23 protein-coding genes and 1 pseudogene are annotated in these 24287 nt (G+C 46.8%); 11 read left to right on the forward strand and 13 right to left on the reverse strand.

Annotated features, from left to right (window positions below):
• From K0778_RS18360 to gadW, 3 genes and pseudogenes are all read left to right on the forward strand, one after another.
• Nucleotides 1-192, forward strand: a pseudogene (locus K0778_RS18360) (glutamate decarboxylase); the annotation flags it as partial.
• Between the two features lie 369 nt (nt 193-561).
• Nucleotides 562-1386: an acid resistance transcriptional activator GadX gene (gene gadX / locus K0778_RS18365; RefSeq protein WP_063084489.1), complete on the forward strand. Its 825-nt coding sequence runs from the start codon at nt 562-564 to the stop codon at nt 1384-1386.
• 367 nt (nt 1387-1753) lie between these two features.
• The gene (gene gadW, locus K0778_RS18370) at nt 1754-2482 is read left to right on the forward strand and encodes an acid resistance transcriptional activator GadW (protein ID WP_000149999.1); all 729 of its coding nucleotides are present in this window, start codon (nt 1754-1756) and stop codon (nt 2480-2482) included.
• A 362-nt stretch (nt 2483-2844) separates the two neighbouring features.
• Here gadW and mdtF read toward each other — a convergent pair whose 3' ends face one another.
• Both mdtF and mdtE read right to left on the reverse strand, forming a co-directional pair.
• Entirely contained in the window at nt 2845-5958 is a 3114-nt protein-coding gene (gene mdtF / locus K0778_RS18375; RefSeq protein WP_000024872.1) for a multidrug efflux pump RND permease MdtF, read from the reverse strand.
• Between the two features lie 24 nt (nt 5959-5982).
• Nucleotides 5983-7092 carry a multidrug transporter subunit MdtE gene (gene mdtE, locus K0778_RS18380; RefSeq protein ID WP_001340474.1) on the reverse strand — a complete coding sequence of 370 codons (1110 nt, stop codon included), beginning with the start codon at nt 7090-7092 and terminating at the stop codon, nt 5983-5985.
• 107 nt (nt 7093-7199) lie between these two features.
• Here mdtE and K0778_RS18385 point away from each other — a divergent pair, with 107 nt between their 5' ends.
• A complete protein-coding gene (locus K0778_RS18385) occupies nt 7200-7478 on the forward strand; it encodes a hypothetical protein (RefSeq protein WP_001205329.1) in 279 nt (92 codons plus the stop codon).
• Here K0778_RS18385 and gadE read toward each other — a convergent pair whose 3' ends face one another.
• Nucleotides 7479-8006, reverse strand: a complete 528-nt coding sequence (gene gadE / locus K0778_RS18390; RefSeq protein ID WP_000576690.1) for an acid resistance transcriptional activator GadE — start codon at nt 8004-8006, stop codon at nt 7479-7481. It lies immediately after the preceding gene.
• Between the two features lie 798 nt (nt 8007-8804).
• Nucleotides 8805-9377, reverse strand: a complete 573-nt coding sequence (hdeD, locus tag K0778_RS18395; protein ID WP_000965672.1) for an acid-resistance protein HdeD — start codon at nt 9375-9377, stop codon at nt 8805-8807.
• A gap of 254 nt (nt 9378-9631) precedes the next feature.
• On the opposite strand from hdeD, the gene hdeA reads away from it, so the two are divergent.
• The 3 genes from hdeA to K0778_RS18410 all read left to right on the forward strand — a co-directional run bounded on the left by hdeA (nt 9632) and on the right by K0778_RS18410 (nt 11117).
• Nucleotides 9632-9964: an acid-activated periplasmic chaperone HdeA gene (hdeA, locus tag K0778_RS18400; RefSeq protein WP_000756550.1), complete on the forward strand. Its 333-nt coding sequence runs from the start codon at nt 9632-9634 to the stop codon at nt 9962-9964.
• Nucleotides 9965-10079: 115 nt separating this feature from the next.
• The gene (gene hdeB, locus K0778_RS18405) at nt 10080-10406 is read left to right on the forward strand and encodes an acid-activated periplasmic chaperone HdeB (RefSeq protein ID WP_001298717.1); all 327 of its coding nucleotides are present in this window, start codon (nt 10080-10082) and stop codon (nt 10404-10406) included.
• Nucleotides 10407-10469: 63 nt separating this feature from the next.
• On the forward strand, nt 10470-11117 hold the full coding sequence (locus K0778_RS18410) for an MgtC/SapB family protein (protein ID WP_001296814.1): 648 nt from the start codon (nt 10470-10472) through the stop codon (nt 11115-11117).
• A 41-nt stretch (nt 11118-11158) separates the two neighbouring features.
• Here the strand turns inward: K0778_RS18410 and K0778_RS18415 are convergent, their stop codons facing one another.
• The 4 genes from K0778_RS18415 to K0778_RS18430 all read right to left on the reverse strand — a co-directional run bounded on the left by K0778_RS18415 (nt 11159) and on the right by K0778_RS18430 (nt 15462).
• Complete coding sequence (locus K0778_RS18415) at nt 11159-11689, reverse strand: LuxR C-terminal-related transcriptional regulator (protein ID WP_000478619.1); 531 nt, start codon at nt 11687-11689, stop codon at nt 11159-11161.
• Nucleotides 11690-11844: 155 nt separating this feature from the next.
• Nucleotides 11845-12411, reverse strand: a complete 567-nt coding sequence (slp, locus tag K0778_RS18420) for an outer membrane lipoprotein Slp (protein ID WP_001057453.1) — start codon at nt 12409-12411, stop codon at nt 11845-11847.
• Between the two features lie 246 nt (nt 12412-12657).
• Nucleotides 12658-13881, reverse strand: a complete 1224-nt coding sequence (locus K0778_RS18425) for a hypothetical protein (RefSeq protein ID WP_063084490.1) — start codon at nt 13879-13881, stop codon at nt 12658-12660.
• 579 nt (nt 13882-14460) lie between these two features.
• The gene (locus K0778_RS18430) at nt 14461-15462 is read right to left on the reverse strand and encodes a permease (RefSeq protein ID WP_000100276.1); all 1002 of its coding nucleotides are present in this window, start codon (nt 15460-15462) and stop codon (nt 14461-14463) included.
• Between the two features lie 106 nt (nt 15463-15568).
• On the opposite strand from K0778_RS18430, the gene K0778_RS18435 reads away from it, so the two are divergent.
• A complete protein-coding gene (locus K0778_RS18435; protein ID WP_001175589.1) occupies nt 15569-15865 on the forward strand; it encodes a helix-turn-helix transcriptional regulator in 297 nt (98 codons plus the stop codon).
• Between the two features lie 133 nt (nt 15866-15998).
• On the opposite strand, the gene arsC is transcribed toward K0778_RS18435, so the two are convergent.
• From arsC to arsR, 3 genes are read right to left on the reverse strand one after another with little or no spacing between them, the layout of a single operon-like run.
• Nucleotides 15999-16424 (reverse strand): glutaredoxin-dependent arsenate reductase, encoded by a 426-nt coding sequence (arsC, locus tag K0778_RS18440; RefSeq protein WP_000065769.1) that lies wholly within the window; start codon nt 16422-16424, stop codon nt 15999-16001.
• 12 nt (nt 16425-16436) lie between these two features.
• The gene (gene arsB, locus K0778_RS18445; RefSeq protein ID WP_000922639.1) at nt 16437-17726 is read right to left on the reverse strand and encodes an arsenite/antimonite:H(+) antiporter ArsB; all 1290 of its coding nucleotides are present in this window, start codon (nt 17724-17726) and stop codon (nt 16437-16439) included.
• Between the two features lie 53 nt (nt 17727-17779).
• Nucleotides 17780-18133: an As(III)-sensing metalloregulatory transcriptional repressor ArsR gene (arsR, locus tag K0778_RS18450; protein WP_000008957.1), complete on the reverse strand. Its 354-nt coding sequence runs from the start codon at nt 18131-18133 to the stop codon at nt 17780-17782.
• 739 nt (nt 18134-18872) lie between these two features.
• On the opposite strand from arsR, the gene dinQ reads away from it, so the two are divergent.
• Complete coding sequence (gene dinQ, locus K0778_RS18455) at nt 18873-18956, forward strand: damage-inducible type I toxin DinQ (RefSeq protein WP_001295215.1); 84 nt, start codon at nt 18873-18875, stop codon at nt 18954-18956.
• Between the two features lie 53 nt (nt 18957-19009).
• Here dinQ and gorA read toward each other — a convergent pair whose 3' ends face one another.
• Both gorA and rlmJ read right to left on the reverse strand, forming a co-directional pair.
• Nucleotides 19010-20362, reverse strand: a complete 1353-nt coding sequence (gene gorA / locus K0778_RS18460; protein WP_000160808.1) for a glutathione-disulfide reductase — start codon at nt 20360-20362, stop codon at nt 19010-19012.
• Between the two features lie 71 nt (nt 20363-20433).
• Nucleotides 20434-21276: a 23S rRNA (adenine(2030)-N(6))-methyltransferase gene (gene rlmJ, locus K0778_RS18465; RefSeq protein ID WP_001300574.1), complete on the reverse strand. Its 843-nt coding sequence runs from the start codon at nt 21274-21276 to the stop codon at nt 20434-20436.
• Nucleotides 21277-21478: 202 nt separating this feature from the next.
• On the opposite strand from rlmJ, the gene prlC reads away from it, so the two are divergent.
• Together prlC and rsmJ are read left to right on the forward strand one after the other, a co-directional pair.
• The gene (gene prlC, locus K0778_RS18470; RefSeq protein WP_001298719.1) at nt 21479-23521 is read left to right on the forward strand and encodes an oligopeptidase A; all 2043 of its coding nucleotides are present in this window, start codon (nt 21479-21481) and stop codon (nt 23519-23521) included.
• A gap of 7 nt (nt 23522-23528) precedes the next feature.
• On the forward strand, nt 23529-24281 hold the full coding sequence (gene rsmJ / locus K0778_RS18475; RefSeq protein ID WP_000686620.1) for a 16S rRNA (guanine(1516)-N(2))-methyltransferase RsmJ: 753 nt from the start codon (nt 23529-23531) through the stop codon (nt 24279-24281).
• Nucleotides 24282-24287 lie beyond the last annotated feature (6 nt).

The raw sequence follows: 24287 nt of genomic DNA on the forward strand, positions 1-24287 counted from the left end.
TGGCAGGTTCCGGCCTTCACTCTCGGCGGTGAAGCCACCGACATCGTGGTGATGCGCATTATGTGTCGTCGCGGCTTCGAAATGGACTTTGCTGAACTGTTGCTGGAAGACTACAAAGCCTCCCTGAAATATCTCAGCGATCACCCGAAACTGCAGGGTATTGCCCAGCAGAACAGCTTTAAACACACCTGATAACATAACGTTGTAAAAACCGAATGCCCAGCCTTTAAAAAAACAGCTGGGCATTCGGTTGCTTATTAATCGCAATAATATATTGGCTGTCTATTCATCGTGTTGATAAGATATATGTTATATGAATGTTTATTAAATGTAGCGATTACCTTTAATGTCACGAAAAGGGATTATTTGCTTACTATTAATTTCCCTGCGTTCTTAAACACGTTTTTGTATTATAAATCCAGTCATCCTGCCCGTAGAACATCACACATTATCATCCTGTTCTCCCGCTTCGTTTAAATTTATTTATCAATCAATTTGACTTAAGAGGGCGGCGTGCTACATTAATTAACAGTAATATGTTTATGTAATATTAAGTCAACTATGCAATCATTATATGGGAATTGTCTAATTGCGTACGCAAGACATAAATATATTCTCACCATGGTTAATGGTGAATATCGCTATTTTAATGGCGGTGACCTGGTTTTTGCGGATGCAAGCCAAATTCGAGTAGATAAGTGTGTTGAAAATTTTGTATTCGTGTCAAGGGACACGCTTTCATTATTTCTCCCGATGCTCAAGGAGGAGGCATTAAATCTTCATGCACATAAAAAAGTTTCTTCATTACTCGTTCATCACTGTAGTAGAGATATTCCTGTTTTTCAGGAAGTTGCGCAACTATCGCAGAATAAGAATCTTCGCTATGCAGAAATGCTACGTAAAAGAGCATTAATCTTTGCGTTGTTATCTGTTTTTCTTGAGGATGAGCACTTTATACCGCTGCTTCTGAACGTTTTACAACCGAACATGCGAACACGAGTTTGTACGGTTATCAATAATAATATCGCCCATGAGTGGACACTAGCCCGAATCGCCAGCGAGCTGTTGATGAGTCCAAGTCTGTTAAAGAAAAAATTGCGCGAAGAAGAGACATCATATTCACAGTTGCTTACTGAGTGTAGAATGCAACGTGCTTTGCAACTTATTGTTATACATGGTTTTTCAATTAAGCGAGTTGCAGTATCCTGTGGATATCACAGCGTGTCGTATTTCATTTACGTCTTTCGAAATTATTATGGGATGACGCCCACAGAGTATCAGGAGCGATCGGCGCAGAGATTGTCGAACCGTGACTCGGCGGCAAGTATTGTTGCGCAAGGGAATTTTTACGGCACTGACCGTTCTGCGGAAGGAATAAGATTATAGAGTTTTACTCAGACATAAAAAAAACCCGGCATAGGGGACCGGGAAGAGGATAGTCTGCCGTCTCCAGACTAATAAACCGTTATAACACTCCCTGTTGGCACGGGAAACTTTGTGCTCTCAGTAAGTTAAATATAACTTTTACTGGAAATAAGATCAGCCATTTTTTTATAAACATAAGCTATACGCTGTGCGAAAATATATTCGTGCTGCATTTACTTATTATCAATTAACTGTTATGCAAAACTACTTTGTGGATAAATTTTGGTCCTACCAAATCTGGCAGTTTTTGCGCTAAGAAACAGTCTGGCATCATTTCATTAGTATACTGAAATTGAAATAATCGCAGTATGAAATATAAGGGATAATCATGACTCATGTCTGCTCGGTGATCCTCATTCGTCGTTCATTCGATATTTATCATGAACAGCAAAAAATATCGCTGCATAACGAGAGTATTCTGCTGCTGGAGAAAAATTTGGCAGACGATTTTGCGTTTTGTTCACCGGATACGCGACGACTGGATATCGATGAGCTGACAGTTTGCCATTACTTACAAAATATTCGTCAGCTACCACGCAATTTAGGGTTACACAGCAAAGACCGTTTGTTAATTAACCAGTCACCCCCCATGCCGCTGGTGACGGCGATTTTTGATAGCTTCAATGAATCCGGGGTAAATTCACCGATACTGAGCAATATGCTCTACCTTTCCTGTTTATCGATGTTTTCTCATAAGAAAGAACTGATCCCCTTACTTTTCAATAGCATCAGCACTGTTTCAGGAAAAGTTGAACGCCTTATTAGCTTTGATATCGCCAAACGTTGGTATCTGCGCGATATCGCGGAAAGAATGTATACCAGCGAGAGTCTAATCAAAAAAAAGTTGCAGGATGAAAATACCTGTTTCAGTAAAATATTACTCGCCTCCAGGATGTCGATGGCCAGACGATTACTCGAGTTACGTCAAATTCCTCTGCATACTATTGCGGAAAAATGTGGCTATAGCAGTACATCGTACTTTATAAACACATTTCGACAATATTATGGTGTAACGCCACATCAGTTTGCGCAACATTCGCCAGGTACCTTTTCCTGACATATTTCGCATTTGAATATTGGTCAGGATCTCACACCTGCTTCATGTGAAACTCTTCCCTGATGATTTCTGCCGGGCTACCGGCTAGTTCTCTTTCGCAGTTTGCCAGGCGGTATCGGTATTTTCAGGAGGAAAAGACTCGGCATGTTTGGGATTATTAAGCTGACAATTCATACGATTACGGGAATGTGGGTCAGTATTGTGTTGTTCAAATTGATGACGAATGGCTGGAGTGGTTTCTACTTTCAGTGCTGTGTACTAAGCCTGGTATTCCTGACGGTTAGCTGGTTGTTGAGTGGTGAATGGTTAGCAGGAAAGAGTAAGACTGAACCTTCACGTTCAACCTTACTCTCATTTACACGTTACGCTTTTTTAAAGCGGGCAAAGAGATGTTCCACTACAACGAAAAAGACCGGAACGAAGTAAATTGCCAGCACTGTTGCGGCAAACATCCCGCCCATCACGCCGGTACCTACCGCGTTTTGCGCGCCAGAACCGGCACCATGACTGATAACCAGCGGCAGCACGCCGAGAATAAAGGCCAGAGAGGTCATCAGGATTGGGCGTAAACGCATCCGCGCCGCTTCGATGATTGCCTCTATCGGCGTTTTCCCTTCTTTCTGCATCATCTCAACGGCAAATTCGACAATCAGGATGGCGTTTTTGGCGGAAAGCCCGATGGTGGTCAGCAAACCAACCTGGAAGTAGACGTCATTACTTAAGCCGCGCAGATCGGTGGCCAGTAATGCGCCAACGACGCCTAACGGAACAACCAACATCACCGAGAACGGAATTGACCAGCTCTCATAGAGTGCGGCGAGGGCGAGGAACACCACGACCAGTGAAATCGCATACAGCGCAGGAGCCTGATTTGAGGATAACGCTTCCTGATACGATAGTCCGGTCCATGAGTAGCCGACGCCTGCCGGAAGTTTAGCGACCAGGTCTGCCATAAATTTCATGGCGTCACCGGTACTTTTCCCGGCCGCCGCTTCACCTAAAATCTCCATTGACGGGATGCCGTTGTAGCGTTCCAGTCGCGGTGAACCATAGGTCCATTCGGTAGACGAGTAGGCAGAAAGCGGTGCCATCGTGCCAGAGGCGTTGCGTACATACCATTGGTTGATGTTATCCGGCAACATACGGAACGGCGTGCCTGCCTGGACATACACTTTTTTCACCCGCCCCTGGTTGAGGAAGTCGTTCACGTAGCTGCTGCCGAAGGCGGTGGAAATTGTCTGGTTGATATCAGACAGCGCCACGCCCATCGCTTCAGCTTTCGCAGCGTTGACGTTCACTTTGAACATCGGCGTATCTTCCAGGCCGTTCGGGCGTACCCCGGTGACCTGATTCGGTGATTGCGCTGCCAGTGATAACAGCTCGTTTCGCGCCTGGGTTAGTTTTTCGTGCCCCAGGTTACCGTTGTCCAGCAGTTCCATATCAAAACCTGACGCGGTACCCAGTTCAGCCACCGCGGGTAAGTTGAACGGGAAGACGACGGCTTTATTGATACTGCTTAACGCAATCATTGCCCGCTGAATGATCGCGGTAACCGAGTTTTCCTCACCGACACGTTCAGACCACGGCTTGAGACTGATAAACGCCAGGCCGTTGTTTTGCCCCTGACCGCTGAAGCCAAAGCCGCCAACGGTAAACACCGACTGGACATTATCTTTCTCTTTAGTCAGATAATAATCCGTCACCTGTTGCAGCACTTTCGTGGTGTTAACCATGGTGGCACCGGAAGGTAACTGCGCGGTGGTCATAAATACCCCCTGATCCTCTTCTGGTAAGAAAGAGGTCGGCGTGCGCAGGAACAGCACCGCCATCCCGGCGCAAATCAGCAGGTAGACCACCATGTAGCGACCGGTACAACGCAACAGCGAGCGGGTGCTATCGGTATAGTGTTGAGTTGATTTTTCAAACAGCGTGTTGAAGCGTGCGAACAGGGCGTTAGGTTTGTGACCGCCTTCCGGCGCGGCTTTCAGAATGGTGGCGCACAGGGCAGGGGTCAGGCTCATTGCCACAAATACTGAAAGCAGCATGGAGGAGATCAGCGTGATGGAGAACTGGCGGTAGATCTCCCCGGTTGCACCGCTCATAAAGGCCATCGGCATAAACACTGCGGAAAGAACAACGGCAATACCGACCAGCGCACGTTGGATCTGCCCCATCGATTTATGCGTCGCTTCCTTCGGCGGTAGCTTATCTTCCGCAATGACACGCTCGACGTTCTCCACCACCACGATGGCGTCATCCACCAGTAACCCTATCGCCAGCACCATCCCGAACATAGTCAACGTGTTGATGGTGAAACCGACCGCCGACAAGATCGCAAACGTCCCGAGAATAACCACCGGTACGGCAATCGTCGGGATGATTGTGGCACGGAAATTCTGCAAAAACAGATACATGACCAGGAAGACTAGGATGATAGCCTCAACCAGTGTTTTGAAAACTTCCTGAATAGAAATTTCGATAAACGGCGTGGTGTCGTAAGGATAAACCGTCTTCAGACTTGCCGGGAAATAGGCTGATAAGCGGTTCAGTTCCTCTTTGACTGCCCGCGAGGTATCCAGGGCGTTTGCTCCGGCAGCCAGTTTGATGGCGATCCCGGCAGCAGGTTTGCCGTTATAGCGCGCCACGGTGGAATAATCTTCCGCCCCAAGTTCGACGCGAGCGACATCACGCAGCAGCACTTGCGAACCATCTTGCTGAACTTTCAACAGGATTTTGCCAAATTCTTCCGGCGTTTGCAGACGCGTCTGCACAATGATCGAGGCGTTTAGCTGCTGGTCTGCCGCCTGTGGCATGCCACCCAGTTGACCACCGGAAATCTGGTTGTTTTGCACCTTAATCTGGGAAATAACATCGGAAGGTACCAGGTTATATTTATTGAGTTTTTGCGGGTCCAGCCAGATACGCATGGCATACTCGGAACCAAAGAGTTGTACGCTACCAACGCCCGCGGTACGGCTTAGCGGGTCTTTGATATTAGACGCTACATAGTCCGCGATATCGTACTGGTTGAGGCTGCCGTTATCAGAAATAAACGCCGCTACCATCAGGATATTACTGCTCGACTTATCGACGCTAATCCCCTGCTGCTGCACTGCTTCAGGTAATGAAGGCATAGCGAGTTGCAGTTTATTTTGCACTTGAACCTGTGCGATATCAGGAGATGTCCCAGTCTCGAAGGTCAGAGTGATAGAGGCATTGCCCGCCGCATCACTGGTTGAAGACATGTACATCAGGCCATCAAGCCCATTCATATTTTGCTCAATCACCTGAGTGACCGAGTCTTCTACCGTTTGCGCATCGGCACCTGGATAGGTAGCGCTGACGGTAATGGTCGGTGGCGCAATCTGCGGATACTGCGCAACCGGTAAGTTCATGATCGCCAGACCACCTGCAAGCATCATAATAATGGCAAGTACCCAGGCAAAAACCGGGCGATCAATAAAATAGTTAGCCATGAAAATCCCCTTAAGCCTGCAACGTTATTGTTTCGATTCGGTGCTGGCGTTTTCCTGGCTGGAGGAAATTGCTCGTGCTTTGATACCCGGACGAATGCGTTGCAAACCGGAAACGATCACCCGATCGCCAGCCTGCAAGCCAGAGGTGACGACCCACTGGTCGCCGATGGCTTTGCTGGCTTCAATTTCGCGTAGCTGCACGACATCGTCTTTATCCAGAATGAGCGCCGTTGCTTTACCCTGGGCGTTGTGGGTGACGCCTTCCTGCGGCACCAGTAATACATTCTGGCGGCTACCTTCATCCACTAATGCCGTGACGTACATGCCAGGCAGCAAGTCACCATTTGGGTTGGGGAAAATCGCCCGTAACGTCACGGAGCCCGTGGTTTCATCCACTGTCGGGTCGGAGAATTTCAGCGTGCCGGTCTGGCTGTAGCGTTTACCATTTTCCAGATTGAGCTGTACTGGCGTACTGCCCTGAACCTGTTTGATTTGCCCACTGGCGACCTCTTCTTTCATGCGTAAGAAATCTTGCACCGACTGCGTGAGATCGACATAAATCGGGTCCAGACGTTGTACGGTAACCAGCGAATCTGCCTGATTAGCGGTAACGAGTGCGCCGACGGTCACCGACGATTTCCCGCTGACGCCCGTAATCGGCGAGGTGACATTCGCGTATTGCAGATTGATCGTCGCCTGTTCAACAGCCGCTTTGGCGACGGTGACATTGGCTTCTGCTTCATTCAACTGGGTGCGCGCGGTGTCGTAATCCTGACGGCTAACGTAGTTGGTCTTCAGCAACGATGCCTGGCGGTTAAAGGTGATGCGGGCATTGCTGGCGGTAGAGAGCGCTTTCGCCAGCGAGCCTTTGGCGGAGTTTAGCTCGGCCTGTAAAGGTGCAGGATCAATCTGATACAGCGAATCGCCCTGGTTCACTTTATCGCCTTCGATAAAGTTGCGTTTAATGATAATACCGCCCACCTGGGGACGTATCTCGGCAACTTCATAAGGAACGGTTCTACCGGGCAATTCGCTCAACACATTGACCGAACCGGGGGAGAGTGTGACGACACCGACCTCAGGCGTCATGGCGGCGGCGTTTTCCGCCGATTTGTCATCGCAGGCGGTGAGCATCGCGCCGCAGAATAACAACGGTATTAACAGCTTTCTTCTTCTGTTCATTTTAGTCCCTGAAAATTCTTGAGAAATAACGGTTCTTTAAATTGCGCGCGAGGAGAGATATGAGGGATTTACAGACCAGCGGCATAGTGGGGTTGTCAGCCAGTAAGGTGGGATACAGGCACAGTGATCGACATGGTGAGGTCAACGACAAAAAAAATGTTGCCGTTCTGCCAACAGTTCCTGCCAGCATTCGGGCAACGAAGGGTTCTACTGGTGGATACACATACCAGGGGAATAAAGTCGTTTTAGCCTCTCCTTTAGTAATCACCGGGGGTAATGAAATCAGCATCTGCATCCCTCGTCATGCCAGCCATCAATTTCAGTTGCTTATGTCCTGACTAAAAATAAGATGTGATACCCAGGGTGACGATGTCGCTCATACGTCTTAGTTTCAGCTTGTACATAATGTTGAATTTCTGAATCTTTAATGTTTGTTGCGAAATATTGAGCGTCGACGTGATATTGCTTTCATTTTTATTTTTCAGAATCAGTTGCATAATTTTGAACTGATTATGTGAAAAACATAATTGTGAATTCTTATGGGGCAAGTGTTTACCATAAGTAATCTCAAGAAGATTTTTGATACTTTCTTTGCGGCTAACAAAATAAATAGGCGCTTTAGCTTTTAGTTTACTGATGTGATAAGGTGCCAAAACAATAATTCTCTCGGCATCTAATTTCTCCAGAAATTTAATCGCTTCTTCATCAAGGATATGATTGTGATAGGTATCAATGATAACCTTGAAGGGTTTATTGCCTACTTTTTTGATCTCTGACAGGGAATTGATTTTTATCATTTCGTGATTATCTTTCAACTGCCAAAAGCCCTGTAAAAGAAAAGAATCTTTCGTCATGAGAAAAATCATAACTTGCTCCTTAGCCGTTATCGTTTCGAATATGTCATCCTTTTCATTATTTACATCCTTGTCCGAATCGTTGTTCAATATAGTAAACGCCTATAAGAACTTTACCCTTCGTGAACTAATACGTCTATTAACACTAATCAATACTTCAGATTTATCCATCACGCACTCCATATATTGATCCTAAGTAAGATTCCTGGTTGTTATCAGCTTGTAAATAGCAAACAAAAAGTTAACGTTTGCGGATTACTGCCCAAGAATAAGTTATCAATAACCAGTTTGTGATCTCTGAAGAATATTACTAAAGTTAAAATGTAATCCGATTTAAATATCGAGTCTCCTTGTTTCGACTTAAGCTGGCAATTGGATTGCCAGCTTTCTTTTAACGCATTGAAATTACCTGAGTAAATAACGCATTCATGTCTTCAGGTTTTTATATAGCGTCTGGAGACACGGATATTTATGCAATGTAATCAACGCCAGTTGCAAAAAAATGAACCCGGATTACTTATTTAACCGCCCATAGCATCAACGCTTACGGAACTCTTTGTTCACTTTCCCACAGCACTTTTAAAACATTAAACCTGACTACGGAAAATATCAGCCATGATAATGTTTGAAATGGCTAATTTGCCATGGAGTGAAAAAAATTAGATGAAATTCAGTAGGTTGAAATAATCACTAGCAGGTTATTATTTCAATGATAGTGCGCAATTGATCTACAACACTGCGTAGCGGAGAGAGTATTAATCGGATCATAGTCACATAAAGTGACTATGATCCGGGTGACAACCGGGGTAATTATTGCTGCTTAACGAACAAACTGGCGAAGCTGAACAGGCTGGCGGCGCTAAATATCAGTTCAATTCCCACCAGTGTGGAAACCAGCGTTACAGACACCATCGGCGTTGCACCAAGGAATATCCAGGCAATGACGATATCCAGCACACCAATAACGAGCTGTAGCCAGCTGCCTTTCATTGAACGCTGACGATACCAACTCATCAGGCGAATAACCCCTGCAACACAGAACAAACCGGCAATAAATGCCGCAATGGCAAAAATGCCCAGCTCCGGTGCGCGGATGAAGAAATAGCCGATCAATAAATAGGCGACTGCGACGAGGAAACCGGATAATACCGGCCAGAAATTATGACTGCGGTTGCTGAATAACCCGACAATAAGCGCAATACCCGAGCAGATTAATAATGCACCCACTACTGTGCTTAAAATATCGCCAGAGACGAACGGGAAACTGATACACAGCAACCCGACGATAAACAGCAGCACGGCAATAAACTGGATTGCTCTGCGATGTTTTTTAAGCATCTCCAGATCAAACTTCAAAATTGTTGCCTTATCTATATATAACATAGAACCACCCTATAAAATTAAGAAGAAAATCCCCTGCTATCAATCTATGCCAAAAACGCGTCTAAGAATGCAGTCGATTTAATAAAAATTTCCTAATTGCAGTATCTGATGCATCTGTAACTCATTGTATTGAAATAAAAATATCTGATTTTGATATTTTCCATCAACATGACATATACAGAAAACCAGGTTATAACCTCAGTGTCGAAATTGATTCGTGACGGCTCTTTCACTTTATAGTTGAGGATATTACGATGAAAAAAGTATTAGGCGTTATTCTTGGTGGTCTGCTTCTTCTGCCAGTTGTGAGCAATGCAGCGGATGCGCAAAAAGCAGCTGATAACAAAAAACCGGTCAACTCCTGGACCTGTGAAGATTTCCTGGCTGTGGACGAATCCTTCCAGCCAACTGCAGTTGGTTTTGCTGAAGCGCTGAACAACAAAGATAAACCAGAAGATGCGGTTTTAGATGTTCAGGGTATTGCAACCGTAACCCCAGCTATCGTTCAGGCTTGTACTCAGGATAAACAAGCCAACTTTAAAGATAAAGTTAAAGGCGAATGGGACAAAATTAAGAAAGATATGTAATTCCGGGAATGCGTTACATCGTACTTCCTTGCATATTGAACAGGCCGGAATATCTTCTTTAAAAGCAGCTATTCCTCCTGTTCATATATAATCTCTATATTGAATGGGTTACAAAATGAATATTTCATCTCTCCGTAAAGCGTTTATTTTTATGGGCGCTGTAGCGGCTTTGTCACTGGTGAACGCACAATCTGCGCTGGCAGCCAATGAATCCGCTAAAGATATGACCTGCCAGGAATTTATTGATCTGAATCCAAAAGCAATGACCCCGGTTGCATGGTGGATGCTGCATGAAGAAACAGTATATAAAGGTGGCGATACCGTTACTTTAAATGAAACCGATCTCACTCAAATTCCTAAAGTGATCGAATACTGTAAGAAAAACCCGCAGAAAAATTTGTATACCTTCAAAAATCAAGCATCTAATGACTTGCCGAATTAATGAGGTACAAGTAAAAAGGAGTAGCAAGTTGAGCCATCTTGCTGCTCCTTTTTGCATTTTTATATGACAGCAGAATTTATTATACGTCTTATACTCGCGGCAATTGCCTGTGGCGCTATTGGCATGGAAAGGCAAATGCGCGGCAAAGGAGCAGGGTTACGCACACATGTATTAATTGGCATGGGAAGCGCCCTGTTTATGATTGTTTCGAAATATGGTTTTGCTGATGTGCTGTCTTTAGATCACGTCGGACTCGACCCCAGCCGTATTGCTGCTCAGGTGGTGACGGGCGTCGGGTTTATCGGTGCAGGTAACATTCTCGTTCGTAACCAAAATATTGTAGGTCTGACGACGGCAGCGGATATCTGGGTGACCGCCGCCATAGGTATGGTTATTGGCAGCGGTATGTACGAACTGGGTATTTATGGTTCAGTGATGACCTTGTTGGTGCTGGAAGTCTTCCATCAATTAACCTTCCGCCTGATGAACAAAAATTACCATTTACAGCTGACATTAGTGAACGGTAATACGGTATCAATGCTCGACTGGTTTAAGCAGCAAAAAATAAAAACTGATTTAGTTTCGTTGCAGGAAAATGAAGATCATGAAGTGGTCGCCATTGATATCCAGCTTCATGCCACAACGTCGATAGAAGACCTGTTGCGATTATTAAAAGGTATGGCAGGGGTGAAAGGCGTTTCAATTAGCTAATCTGTGTGGCAGCGTAGCCAGACTCACCGTAAGCCTGAAATTCACACCAGATAATCAATATGCTGATGGCGTACCAGCTCATTGATCCGCTTAAGATTGAGGATCATCATGATATTGTGTTTATGGCAGTAGAACGTTTTTAGCGATATTTTCAGTTTCTCCAGAATATCTTCCGTTGTCATTTGATTCGCAATGCAGCTCAGAACCTGATGTTGCTTGCGCGAAAGTGACACAGCCGCTTCAGGCACAGAGCAGTAACTGCCATTGATGAGTGCGACAAAATCAATGATAGTGATAGTCCGCGGAACAAAGGTCACCGGCACTTTCCCCAGGCAGCGTTTAATATTAAAGGGGGAGAAAATAATGACATGGACAGGTTTTAATCGTTCAATTTGAGTGAGAAAATTAGAATGAAATACATTATTCATTAATGTATCAATAATGACGAAGGCATTCTGATGCAACATTACGTCGATCTCTTCTTCGTTCTGTATATGAACGACATTACCTTTACTCAGAATGTTTTTCATCGCGGTGAAGAACATCGTATCCCTGGTAATTATAAGAAACATAACCGACTCCTGGTGCGGACATTAACTTTATAATCAGTTTGCCAAAGGTAATTAACAGGACAGGGCTTATAATAATAATAGTTAGCTTACTGTATATTAATTTTATGTAATACATGATGCAGATGCTGAGAAAGCATCTGCATCTTTCGGTGGTGTTATTTGACCAGCTCAGGTGTTACCTGACTCACCGCATTGGTGTAGTAAGGCGCACCCCAGCCCGGTTCCGGCCAGAATGCACCATAGCCGTAATCCCACAGGTTATAGGTGGTATTAACCACTTCTCTCAAATGCCACACCTGGATGCCCTGCATATTCACTTCCAGGAAGTTATACGGGACTTTATTGATAAAGCCTGGTTGTTCACCCTGAATGGTACCGAGGATGGTAACAAAGTGATTACGATAGTTCACTGGATCAAGGAAGCCGCTTTGTCTGGCGAGCAGTCGGCCCTGATAGTTGGCTTCAATATCAGGCTTCGCATAGCTATCCAACGGTAATACAGCGATTTCTAACAACGTATCCGTTTTGCCATTGATAACGTTGATAACCTTCCCACCAAAGCGCGCTTGTTGACCAACATATAACCCCGGCTGGTTATGAACAGCAACAAAACTTTTTTGAATATCAGGTTGGTTATTGCCTTTGATATTTTGCGGAATTGAACTACATGCGGCAAGCAAAAATGAAAGGCTGAGGATGAGTGCACCTTTTGTCATGTTCATGTTACTATCCTTATCAACAAATATTAAAACCATAATAGATATTTCTTTATAGTTTTCATCTGATTCTGAGGTGATATGCCTGATAGTAACGTAAACCTGTCTGATGTTTATATCCCTTCTGTTTAGTTCAATTCCGTTATTTTGGGGCGTGGTATGAGTATCCATCGCCCAATAATATAACCCTTTGTTTTAAAATTACATAAAATCTATTTTTATTCAATGATTATAAAGTGCTAATAATCAATATTATGGCATTATATTCTGATAATGATTTGATAAGCGAATTCTGTTGCCAGATGGTATTTCTATTTCCACCCCATAATTTATATCTTTTTCATTAGGCAGATCTCTCTTTAAATAAAAGGGGTATGAAATCTTTTCGGGTTGAAGTGTCTCGTAATGAAATGCTATGAATTCATTTTTAGACATTGTTGCCCATTTTTGAATTTTATTGTATAGAGAGGGTGTTGTAAACTCTTGAAGTTGTTTATAACATATTTTTTTGAACTCTTGCTTATATTTTAATATGTCATCAAATGAAAGATTCACTACCTTTGCCTCTAAGAAATCAATTATTCTCGAAGCAATTTCCGCTTTCGCGCGTAAAGAGTTGTCATTAATAGTTAACAATGTAGAAAACAAGCCATTGATTTGTTTGTCAAGATGCTGTTCATATTTATGTAGTTTGGGGATGGGATTTTCCTTGTGTGAAAAAATAGTGTTAAATAAATTTGCGTCAGTGAAATTTATATTAAGTAGATCTTCAAAATAAAAATTTGATAAGGTTAGGACTAGCCTGGACATATCTTGCCCTGTCATGTTGAAATCAATAAAGTCGCATCCAGCAAGGGCTTCCATCCTATTTTCATTTTCACTGTGCTCAATATACAGCTTCGCCATTTTTAAGTACAAGCTTTGAATGTCTCTTATATCAGTTGGTAAGTCAGCTCGTTGCCCAGCAAAATTTTTATTATCGGAAGAAACGGTTTGGACACTGAATATTTCGGGTATTCCTTCTTCTACGAGAATTTTAGTTATGATTGGATTGTTGGGTTCTGGATTAACGACAACAATGATTTGACATACAGAATCCTTATCCTTTTCGTATCTAATGTTATGAATCTGATTAAGTATTGATTGTGTCTGTTGCGTAAGTGGTGTCGAACTTATCGTTTCAATGTTATTAATAAGACTTACAAGTTGAACCACAACTTTTGAGTAGTCTGCATTTGTATATGTGGTGTTCGTGTGGCATGCATTAATTTGTTGGAGTTGTTGTTGCGCTAAATCAAATTGTTCAGGATTGTATCCTTCTCCAGAGAATGTGGAATTAATGGGTTGTTGTTCTTCCCAATTATCACAAGGCCACTTCGGTGTGTCTGGCGTTTTAACATTATCGGTATTTGTTGTGCAGTTATAAATATCGCCGTGATATGTATTTATTATACCTGGGGTAAAGTCAATTGACATAACATTCCTTATTCATCATCTGTTTTATGCTAAGGTTTTTAAATTGGATAATTAGAACAGGAATGGATTTTCTTCTACACACAATAAATATAATGCGTTATATCTTCCTGATATAATTACCTTTAAATTCCCTTTCATTTCCACCCGGTAATATTTGTGTATAAAAAAAGGCAGTGATAGTATCGTAAAGGAAAACGTTAACAACTATCAAAAAGCGCTCATTTTAAAAAGTTATTTTGTTCTCCGATAGTGTGTGAAGTAATATTTTTGTGATGTTTTAGATGTGTAATAATGAACCAGGTTAAAGTGTATTTAAAAATGTGTTGTATTAGCGACTGAAATCTGCCTTTTAAAAAGGAGGAGGGTACTGAGACAAAGAGTCATTGCTTCTCCGATAAAATGTCAGAGAAGCATGATTACGTGGTTATTGTCTGTTGATGACTTGTTGACCGAGCCGTCATCATTCTCAATGCATTAGTTAAATCATTTGTGATTTTTAAGGATTATCCTGTCTATGATTTTCTACTTAGAAGGATATGGCACTAACTATGCATCTTATAGTTTACTGCTGGCATCTATTTAAAATAGCAATTGAGTCAAATAGCCCATCAAGATAGCCATACCTAATATAACCGTCAGGAATGCAGCTATCATCGGCATTCTGAACATTGATTTAAGTAATATCACTTCCGTCAGGCTTGCGCCGGCACTGCCGATGATTAATGCCATTAATGCTCCCAGACCCATTCCTTTTGTCATCAGAACAGATGCCAGAGGGATAACTGCCTCAGCCCGGATATACAGCGGAATACCGACAACGGCGCTTAATGGGATGGCGAAGGGATTATCTGCTCCTGCATGAGCGGCAATCCACGCTGAGGGAATAAAGCCATAAATAAAAGATCCTATTAATACTCCTAACAAAAGATATGGCAGTACATCTTTAAACTGTTGCAACGCATCTTTGGTGGCTAGTTTTATGGGATTAATACTTACTACAGCTTTGGTACTGCAACAGGTAACTACGGGGTTCTCAATGGCTTTAGCCGCTGGACTACAACAACTCACTTTTATGGGCGTATATGTCGTTCCCGGCGAAGTTTTTGCTGGAGCACAACAATTTGCTGATGAGCTTTTACTGGCAATGATATGACGTTCAAACCCCAGAGAATCCAGGATAATACTGGCAAGAACGGAGACGCCGGCTGCGATAATCGCGTACAACAAGGTGACTTTCCAACCAAAGGTCATCCACATTAGTCCGACGATAATGGGATTAAGTAATGGTGAAACAAATAAAAAAGTGAGAGTCGGACCAAACCCGGCTTTCGCTGACAACAATCCACGTAACATGGGTATTGTCGAGCAACTACAGAACGGGGTAACGGCTCCCAACAGAGCAGCCAGGAGATAGCCTCTCCCTTTTCTGGCCCCCATCATCTGCTGGATTTTATGGTCTGGCACCTTTTGTCTTATCAGGCTGACACCGGCACTAATCACTATAAACAGCAACGAAAGCTCGACGGCGAGAAACACAAACATCTCTGCGGCATCTTGCAGCATCGCAAGCCAACTACTCATACGTAACCTCATTGGATAAATCTATATTTCCAGAATAATCGAAATGAAATTCAGATCAAGATATTTCTGGTATTATCGAAATATCAACCAGACAGAGGGGTGTCATATGCAGTTGGAAGAAGTCGCTAAAGCGCTGAAAGAGCTAGGTCACCCGACCCGTTTGTTCATATTTAAACATCTTGTCAAAGCCGGGGAACAAGGGTTGCCGGTCGGTGAGTTGCAAAAGCAGCTTGGGATACCTGGCTCCACACTCAGCCACCATATATCAGCACTGGTATCGGTAGGACTGGTCAAACAAAACCGTGAGAGTCGGACGCTGATGTGTGTTTCGCAATACGCAATGCTGGAAGCGATAATTGAATTCTTACGCGAGGAGTGCTGCGTAAATAGCAAAATTGCCTGATGCGCTACGCTCTACATATTTCATGCCATATATTGAATTTGCACGGTTTTGTAGGTCGGATAAGACGCGTTAGCGTCGCATCCGACATAAACAAAGCGCACTTTACCAACTATCGGCAGTGGATATCGCCGCTTTATTTCAGGCGCTTACCCGCTTCATCAACCACTTTCTCGCCATCTTCCTTGGAGAATGCGCCTTTTTGCGCATCTGGCAGAATTTCCAGCACCACTTCTGAAGGGCGGCACAGGCGAGTTCCCAGCGGCGTCACCACAATCGGGCGATTAATCAGAATCGGGTGCTGAAGCATAAAGTCGATTAACCGATCGTCAGTAAATTTATCTTCCGCAAGGCCCAGCTCCTCATACGGTTCGACGTTTTTACGCAGCAGCGCGCGTACGGAAATCCCCATATCGGCAATGAGTTTGACCAGTTCATCGCGCGTTGGCGGAGTTTCCAGATAATGGATAATGGTCGGTTCTGTGCCGCTGTTGCGGATCATCTCCAGCGTATTACGCGACGTGCCGCAGGCCGGGTTGTGATAAATGGTAATGTTGCTCATATCAGTATCTCATTACAAAGTGAAAGAGAGACGTAGCGCCAGCGCAGCCAGCGTCACAAACAGCACAGGCAGGGTCATGATAATCCCTGTACGGAAGTAATATCCCCAGCTGATAGTCATATTCTTCTGCGAAAGTACGTGCAGCCAGAGTAGCGTAGCCAGGCTACCAATTGGGGTAATTTTCGGTCCCAAATCGCAGCCAATCACATTGGCATAAACCATCGCTTCTTTGATAACGCCAGATGCCGTGCTGCCATCAATGGACAACGCGCCAACCAGTACCGTCGGCATATTGTTCATAATAGAAGAGAGGAAGGCGGTGAGGAATCCGGTGCCGAGCGTCGCGGCCCACAGGCCGTTATCCGCCAGCACGTTGAGTACGCCAGAAAGATATTCCGTTAATCCGGCATTGCGCAGGCCATAAACCACCAGATACATGCCGAGCGAGAAGATGACAATCTGCCAGGGGGCTCCGCGCAGGACTTTACCCGTATTAATCGCATGACCGCGTTTAGCGACGACAAATAATATCAGCGCGCCCACAGCTGCAATGGCGCTCACCGGAATGCCGAGCGGTTCCAGGACGAAAAATCCCACCAGCAGAAGCAGTAAAACAACCCAGCCAGTTTTGAACGTAGCAGGATCTTTGATCGCTTCTGCGGGAGATTTCAGCAGCGCCATATCGTAGTTCTGCGGAATATCTTTGCGAAAATAGAGATGTAACATCACCAGCGTGGCAACAATCGCGGCGATATCCACCGGCACCATCACCGAGGCGTATTCGCGAAAGCCGAGGCCAAAGAAATCAGCGGAAACGATATTCACCAGGTTGGAGACAATAAGCGGCAGGCTGGCGGTATCGGCAATGAATCCGGCCGCCATCACGAACGCCAGCGTAGTGCCTTTACTGAACCCTAAAGCCAGCAGCATGGCGATGACAATCGGTGTCAAAATAAGCGCCGCGCCATCATTGGCAAACAGGGCGGCAACGGCAGCACCGAGCAGGACAATCCAGGTAAACAGCAAGCGACCACGACCATTACCCCAGCGTGAGACGTGCAGCGCCGCCCATTCAAAAAAGCCGGACTCATCCAGCAGCAGGCTGATGATAATGACGGCGATAAACGCAGCCGTCGCGTTCCAGACGATATTCCACACCACCGGAATATCACCCGGATGGACCACGCCCGTAACTAACGCCAGTACTGCGCCGAGCGTTGCACTCCAGCCGATGCCTAAACCTTTCGGCTGCCAGATAACCAATACGATGGTCAGGACAAAGATAGCGCCTGCCAGTAACATAATGCCTCCCGGATAAAACACATCTGAAAATTCATATGTGTTTAGCTAAATTTTTAACTGCAAATGTTCTTACTGTCCCCGGAACAGTTTTGTCGAGCCAGGTTGCGGACAATCGCCTGAACCTTTTCCTGTTCACATCGCCAGGCCTCATCAATAATTTTCGCCGCCCATGCTGGAATATGCGGTGATAAGCGGTAATGAACCCACTTACCTTGCTTGCGGTCCAGCAATAGCCCGCTTTCACGCAGCAATGCCAGGTGGCGGGAGATCTTGGGCTGCGACTGGTCGAGAGCAGTGCAGAGATCGCAGACGCATAACTCTCCCAGTTCGCTGAGCAGTAAAACGATGCCCAGACGGGTTTCATCAGCAAGAATTTTGAACAATTGGATGGGTAACAGAAATGACATATTGCGCTCCTGATTGTTGCAGGTAGTGTCTCTCTTCGAAGCGGATAAGTCAAAAACATATATGACTTAACGAATGTGTAAGTGCAGAGGAAGGTAATAGGTGTGAATTTTGAGTTGGCTATTCATTTGAAAGGAGGTCTGAATCAGGACGTAAAAAAACCGACTTTGCGTCGGTTTTTTACTTTCCAGCCCTGAGTTGGTGGCTCTGGCTGGAGTGAGAGAGTTCTTATCTAACAGCTCAATACTATTAGCCAGTGGCTAACATTGCAAGAATTAGCGATTTCTTCAGCTGGCGGAGGGGGCACTTCGGTATATATCGCAATGACGATTTATATACTTTCACTGGGTCATCGTCATATTAAGCCTTGTCCGAATCCGGATGTAAAAAAACCGACTTTGCGTCGGTTTTTTACTTTCCAGCCCTGAGTTGGTGGCACTGGCTGGAGTGAGAATGCCATTATCTAACGCATCAATGCTAATACCATACTGAAACTATTGCAAGGACATGCTGGTTTTATAACCTGAATGTACTGTATGATTATCCAGTTAGCTCTGAGGCATTTTCACTCTGGTAATGCGCATAAACGCTTTCAAAGTCCTGGTCAGAAGTACGGGTGGTGCCGTTAACTGATGCTCTGGCCGGAGTGAGAATGCCATTATCTAACAATAGGGCATGCGCCGTGACAGGCAGTGGATGAGTAAGCGGATGCATTCTCACTCCATCGCATGGAGAAAACGGGTGATTGATAAAGCAATCATCGTTCTTGGGGCGTTAATTGCGCTGCTGGAACTGATCCGCTTTCTGCTTCAGCTTCTGAACTGATAGCGGAAACGTAATTAAGGGCTAAGAGCACACTACTCTTAGCCCTTTAACATTTAACGCATTGTCACGAACTCTTCTGCCGCCGTTGGGTGAATGGCGACGGTATTGTCGAAGTCTTTTTTGGTTGCCCCCATCTTCAGCGCCACCGCGAAGCCCTGCAACATTTCGTCCATACCAAAGCCAATGCCGTGAATACCGACAATCTTCTCTTCCGATCCAACGCACACCAGCTTCATGCGGCACGGCTGGCGGTGAGTGGTGACGGCGGTATACATCGCGGTGAAAGAGGATTTATACACTTTCACCTGATCGTCGCCATACTGCTCGCGCGCCTGCGGTTCCGTTAAACCAACAGTACCAATCGGCGGATGGCTGAAGACCACGGTCGGAATGTTGCTGTAATCCAGATGCTCATCCGGCTTGTTATTAAACAGGCGTTCAGAGAGACGGCGACCCGCTGCAACTGCCACCGGTGTCAGCTCCACTGCACCCGTGTTATCGCCCACCGCGTAAATACCTTCAATATTGGTGTTTTGATATTTATCGACGACGATATAGCCTTTTTCGTTAGTTTTAACGCCAGCGGCTTCCAGGTTGATGTTGTCATTGGCAGGCTCGCGACCAATCGCCCAAATCAGGCAATCCACCGTTTCACTGCGACCATCTTCCAGCTCCAGCGTCAGGCTACCATCGGCATTTTTCACTACCGCTTTCGGGATGGCGTTGGTGTGCAGCTGCGGGCCTTCGGCGTTCATCACTTCGACCAGCGTTTCGGAAATCATCGGGTCGAAGCTGCGCAGCGGCGCATGTTTACGCACAAACAGATGCGTTTTCGCGCCGAGGCCGTTAATCACGCCCGCCAGCTCAACGGCGATGTAACCCGCGCCAACAACCGCCACGCGCTCTGGCAAAGCAGGAAGGGCGAAGAAGCCATCAGAATCAATACCGTATTCCACGCCCGGAATATCCGGGTGGCTCGGACGACCGCCTGTGGCGATCAGAATATGATCGGCCGTGATGGTTTCGCCGTTTACCTCCAGCGTTTTGGCATCAACGAAGCGGGCAAAGCCTTTGATTACATCAACGTTATTTTTACCGAGCACGTTTTCATAGGAAGTATGAATACGGTCGATATAGGCGGTACGGCTGGCGATCAACGTTTCCCAGTTGAATTTATTGATAGTGGTATCAAAACCATAATCCGGGCCGTACATATGGATCGCTTCACGGATTTGCGCCGCGTGCCACATCACTTTTTTCGGCACACAGCCAACATTTACGCAGGTGCCGCCCAGCTCTTTGGCTTCAATCAGCGCACATTTCTGGCCGTACATAGCCGCGCGGTTGATGGAGGCGATACCGCCGCTGCCGCCGCCGATGGCGATGTAATCATAGTGTTTAGTCATGACAAAGTGTCCTTATCGTTGATTACCGCGATTGTAGCGCGAGACGTAATAGGTGCCAGCAATGGCTGCAATTACTCCGGCACGATCCAGCTTACGGTGGCGTGCCCGGTGCCTGCCGGAACCAGTTTGCTGTGCAGCCACGGCAGCACGTTATTCATCTGTTGTTCCAGTTTCCACGGCGGGTTAATCACAATCATGCCGGAAGCGGTCATGCCACGGCGATCGCTGTCTGGCAGTACCGCCAGTTCAATTTGCAGAATTTTGCGAATACCGGTCGCTTCCAGATCGTGGATCATGCGCTTAATTTGCTGACGCAGCACCACCGGATACCACAGTGCGTAAATACCAGTGGCGAAACGTTTGTAACCTTCTGCTATCCCGCTGACCACCGCTTGATAGTCAGTTTTCATTTCATACGGCGGGTCGATAAGGATTAAACCACGGCGGGAAACCGGCGGCAGTTTGGCCTTAAGCTGCTGGAAACCGTCGGCTTTTTCGACACGCGCACGGCTATCTTTCTGAAATTCAGAACGCAACAACGGGTAATCGCTCGGGTGCAGTTCGGTCAGTTGCAGGCTGTCCTGTTCACGCAGTAGCAGGCGAGCAATCAACGGCGAACCGGGGTAGTAACGCAACTGACCGCTACGGTTGAAGTGTTTTACCACATTGATGTACGCCTCCAGTTCTGCGGGCAAATCGTCCTGCTGCCAGATACGGGCGATGCCTTCGAGATATTCGCCGGTACGCTCGGCATGTTCGCTGCCTAACTGATAACGCCCGGCCCCTGCGTGGGTGTCGAGATAGAGAAACGGTTTATCTTTCTCTTTCAGCGACTCGATGATCAGGCTCTGAACGGTATGTTTAAGGACGTCGGCGTGGTTGCCAGCGTGAAAGCTGTGGCGATAACTGAGCATGGGTAAAGGTGTTCCGGTAAGTAAAAATCGGCCCGTATTCGGGGCGCACAAAAGCGTATCAGGACAGTATACCGAAAAGAGGCCGCCGCCGCGAAAGCGTAACGTTTCTCATTGAAATTCACTACACTTAACCCCATGCTACACACATTATGTAAAGCGCCTGTTGAGCGCTTCCTTAACCTCTTTAACCAGGACTGCGCGAATGACGAATCCGTTACTGACTCCCTTTGAATTGCCTCCGTTTTCTAAAATTCTCCCGGAACATGTCGTTCCAGCCGTGACTAAGGCATTGAACGACTGCCGCGAAAACGTGGAGCGCGTAGTAGCGCAAGGGGCACCGTACACCTGGGAAAATCTCTGCCAGCCGCTGGCGGAAGTGGACGATGTGTTGGGGCGTATCTTCTCCCCGGTCAGCCACCTGAACTCGGTGAAAAATAGCCCGGAACTGCGTGAAGCCTACGAACAAACCCTGCCGCTGCTGTCGGAATACAGCACCTGGGTAGGGCAACATGAAGGGCTGTATAAAGCGTATCGCGACCTGCGCGATGGCGATCATTACGCCACGCTGAACACGGCGCAGAAGAAAGCGGTTGATAACGCACTGCGCGACTTTGAACTCTCTGGCATAGGTCTGCCGAAAGAGAAACAGCAGCGTTACGGCGAAATTGCGACCCGTCTTTCTGAACTGGGCAACCAGTACAGCAACAACGTCCTCGATGCGACAATGGGCTGGACCAAACTCGTTACCGACGAAGCGGAGCTGGCGGGGATGCCAGAAAGCGCGCTGGCTGCGGCAAAAGCCCAGGCCGAAGCGAAAGAGCTGGAAGGTTATTTGCTGACGCTGGATATCCCAAGCTACTTGCCGGTAATGACCTACTGCGACAACCAGGCTCTGCGTGAAGAGATGTATCGCGCTTACAGCACCCGCGCCTCCGATCAAGGCCCAAACGCCGGTAAATGGGATAACAGCAAGGTGATGGAAGAGATCCTCGCGCTGCGTCACGAACTGGCGCAACTGCTGGGCTTTGAAAACTACGCCTTTAAATCCCTTGCCACTAAAATGGCAGAAAACCCGCAGCAGGTGCTGGATTTCTTAACCGATCTGGCAAAACGCGCGCGTCCACAAGGCGAAAAAGAGCTGGCGCAATTGCGTGCCTTTGCCAAAGCCGAATTTGGCGTCGATGAGTTGCAGCCGTGGGATATCGCTTACTACAGCGAAAAACAAAAACAGCACCTCTACAGCATCAGTGACGAACAGCTGCGTCCGTACTTCCCGGAAAACAAAGCGGTTAACGGCCTGTTTGAAGTGGTTAAGCGTATTTACGGCATCACCGCTAAAGAGCGTAAAGATGTTGATGTCTGGCATCCGGATGTACGTTTCTTCGAACTGTATGACGAAAATAACGAACTGCGCGGTAGCTTCTACCTCGATCTGTATGCCCGTGAAAACAAGCGCGGCGGGGCGTGGATGGATGACTGCGTAGGCCAGATGCGTAAAGCTGATGGTTCTTTGCAAAAACCGGTCGCGTATTTGACTTGTAACTTCAACCGCCCGGTAAATGGTAAACCGGCGCTGTTCACTCACGACGAAGTGATCACCCTCTTCCACGAGTTCGGTCACGGCCTGCACCATATGCTGACCCGCATCGAAACCGCTGGTGTTTCCGGTATCAGCGGTGTGCCGTGGGATGCGGTCGAACTGCCGAGTCAGTTTATGGAAAACTGGTGCTGGGAGCCGGAGGCGCTGGCGTTTATCTCTGGTCACTATGAAACCGGCGAACCGCTGCCGAAAGAGTTGCTGGATAAAATGCTGGCGGCGAAGAACTACCAGGCGGCGCTGTTTATTCTGCGTCAGCTGGAGTTCGGCCTGTTTGATTTCCGCCTTCATGCCGAGTTCCGCCCGGATCAGGGGGCAAAAATCCTCGAAACTCTGGCAGAAATCAAGAAACTGGTTGCCGTGGTGCCATCTCCGTCCTGGGGCCGTTTCCCGCACGCTTTCAGCCATATTTTCGCCGGTGGTTATGCCGCAGGTTACTACAGCTACCTGTGGGCTGACGTACTGGCGGCAGATGCTTTCTCGCGCTTTGAGGAAGAGGGCATTTTCAACCGTGAAACCGGGCAGTCGTTCCTCGACAACATTCTGAGCCGTGGCGGTTCAGAAGAGCCGATGGATCTGTTCAAACGCTTCCGTGGTCGTGAACCGCAGCTGGATGCGATGCTGGAGCATTACGGCATTAAGGGCTGATCATTCAGTGAAAATCTGCTTAATTGATGAAACAGGCACCGGAGACGGTGCCTTATCTGTTCTGGCGGCCCGCTGGGGGCTGGAGCACGATGAAGACAACCTGATGGCGCTGGTGTTAACGCCGGAACATCTGGAATTGCGCAAGCGTGATGAGCCAAAACTTGGCGGCATCTTTGTTGATTTTGTTGGCGGAGCGATGGCGCACCGACGCAAATTCGGCGGTGGTCGCGGTGAGGCGGTGGCGAAAGCGGTGGGCATTAAAGGCGATTATTTGCCGGATGTGGTGGATGCCACTGCAGGACTTGGGCGCGATGCCTTTGTACTGGCTTCAGTCGGCTGCCGCGTGCGGATGCTGGAGCGTAATCCAGTGGTTGCCGCGCTACTCGACGACGGCCTGGCGCGTGGTTATGCGGATGCGGAAATCGGCGGCTGGTTGCAGGAGCGGTTGCAGTTAATTCACGCCTCCAGCCTGACGGCGCTGACTGATATTACCCCGCGCCCGCAGGTGGTTTATCTCGACCCGATGTTCCCGCATAAGCAGAAAAGCGCGCTAGTGAAAAAAGAGATGCGTGTCTTTCAGTCGCTGGTGGGACCGGATCTTGATGCCGATGGATTACTGGAGCCTGCACGCTTGCTGGCGACCAAACGCGTGGTGGTAAAGCGCCCGGACTACGCGCCACCGCTGGCGAATGTCGCCACGCCAAACGCGGTAGTCACTAAAGGGCATCGCTTTGATATCTATGCAGGTACGCCAGTGTAAAACTAA

This window comes from Escherichia sp. XD33 (genome assembly GCF_019375075.1).
Taxonomy (GTDB): Bacteria; Pseudomonadota; Gammaproteobacteria; order Enterobacterales; family Enterobacteriaceae; genus Enterobacter; species Enterobacter flexneri_A.

Bases quoted from the DNA above. Each gene is read 5' to 3' on its own strand.
- slp (WP_001057453.1), bottom strand. From the start codon at position 12,411: ATGAACATGACAAAAGGTGCACTCATCCTCAGCCTTTCATTTTTGCTT.
- hdeB (WP_001298717.1), top strand. From the start codon at position 10,080: ATGAATATTTCATCTCTCCGTAAAGCGTTTATTTTTATGGGCGCTGTA.
- K0778_RS18385 (WP_001205329.1), top strand. From the start codon at position 7,200: ATGAGGGATTTACAGACCAGCGGCATAGTGGGGTTGTCAGCCAGTAAG.
- rlmJ (WP_001300574.1), bottom strand. From the start codon at position 21,276: ATGCTCAGTTATCGCCACAGCTTTCACGCTGGCAACCACGCCGACGTC.
- K0778_RS18430 (WP_000100276.1), bottom strand. From the start codon at position 15,462: ATGAGTAGTTGGCTTGCGATGCTGCAAGATGCCGCAGAGATGTTTGTG.
- gadE (WP_000576690.1), bottom strand. From the start codon at position 8,006: ATGATTTTTCTCATGACGAAAGATTCTTTTCTTTTACAGGGCTTTTGG.
- mdtE (WP_001340474.1), bottom strand. From the start codon at position 7,092: ATGCTCACCGCCTGCGATGACAAATCGGCGGAAAACGCCGCCGCCATG.
- K0778_RS18435 (WP_001175589.1), top strand. From the start codon at position 15,569: ATGCAGTTGGAAGAAGTCGCTAAAGCGCTGAAAGAGCTAGGTCACCCG.
- arsR (WP_000008957.1), bottom strand. From the start codon at position 18,133: ATGTCATTTCTGTTACCCATCCAATTGTTCAAAATTCTTGCTGATGAA.
- K0778_RS18415 (WP_000478619.1), bottom strand. From the start codon at position 11,689: ATGTTTCTTATAATTACCAGGGATACGATGTTCTTCACCGCGATGAAA.
- gadX (WP_063084489.1), top strand. From the start codon at position 562: ATGCAATCATTATATGGGAATTGTCTAATTGCGTACGCAAGACATAAA.
- arsB (WP_000922639.1), bottom strand. From the start codon at position 17,726: ATGTTACTGGCAGGCGCTATCTTTGTCCTGACCATCGTATTGGTTATC.
- gadW (WP_000149999.1), top strand. From the start codon at position 1,754: ATGACTCATGTCTGCTCGGTGATCCTCATTCGTCGTTCATTCGATATT.
- arsC (WP_000065769.1), bottom strand. From the start codon at position 16,424: ATGAGCAACATTACCATTTATCACAACCCGGCCTGCGGCACGTCGCGT.
- K0778_RS18425 (WP_063084490.1), bottom strand. From the start codon at position 13,881: ATGTCAATTGACTTTACCCCAGGTATAATAAATACATATCACGGCGAT.
- mdtF (WP_000024872.1), bottom strand. From the start codon at position 5,958: ATGGCTAACTATTTTATTGATCGCCCGGTTTTTGCCTGGGTACTTGCC.
- prlC (WP_001298719.1), top strand. From the start codon at position 21,479: ATGACGAATCCGTTACTGACTCCCTTTGAATTGCCTCCGTTTTCTAAA.
- hdeA (WP_000756550.1), top strand. From the start codon at position 9,632: ATGAAAAAAGTATTAGGCGTTATTCTTGGTGGTCTGCTTCTTCTGCCA.
- hdeD (WP_000965672.1), bottom strand. From the start codon at position 9,377: ATGTTATATATAGATAAGGCAACAATTTTGAAGTTTGATCTGGAGATG.
- K0778_RS18410 (WP_001296814.1), top strand. From the start codon at position 10,470: ATGACAGCAGAATTTATTATACGTCTTATACTCGCGGCAATTGCCTGT.
- gorA (WP_000160808.1), bottom strand. From the start codon at position 20,362: ATGACTAAACACTATGATTACATCGCCATCGGCGGCGGCAGCGGCGGT.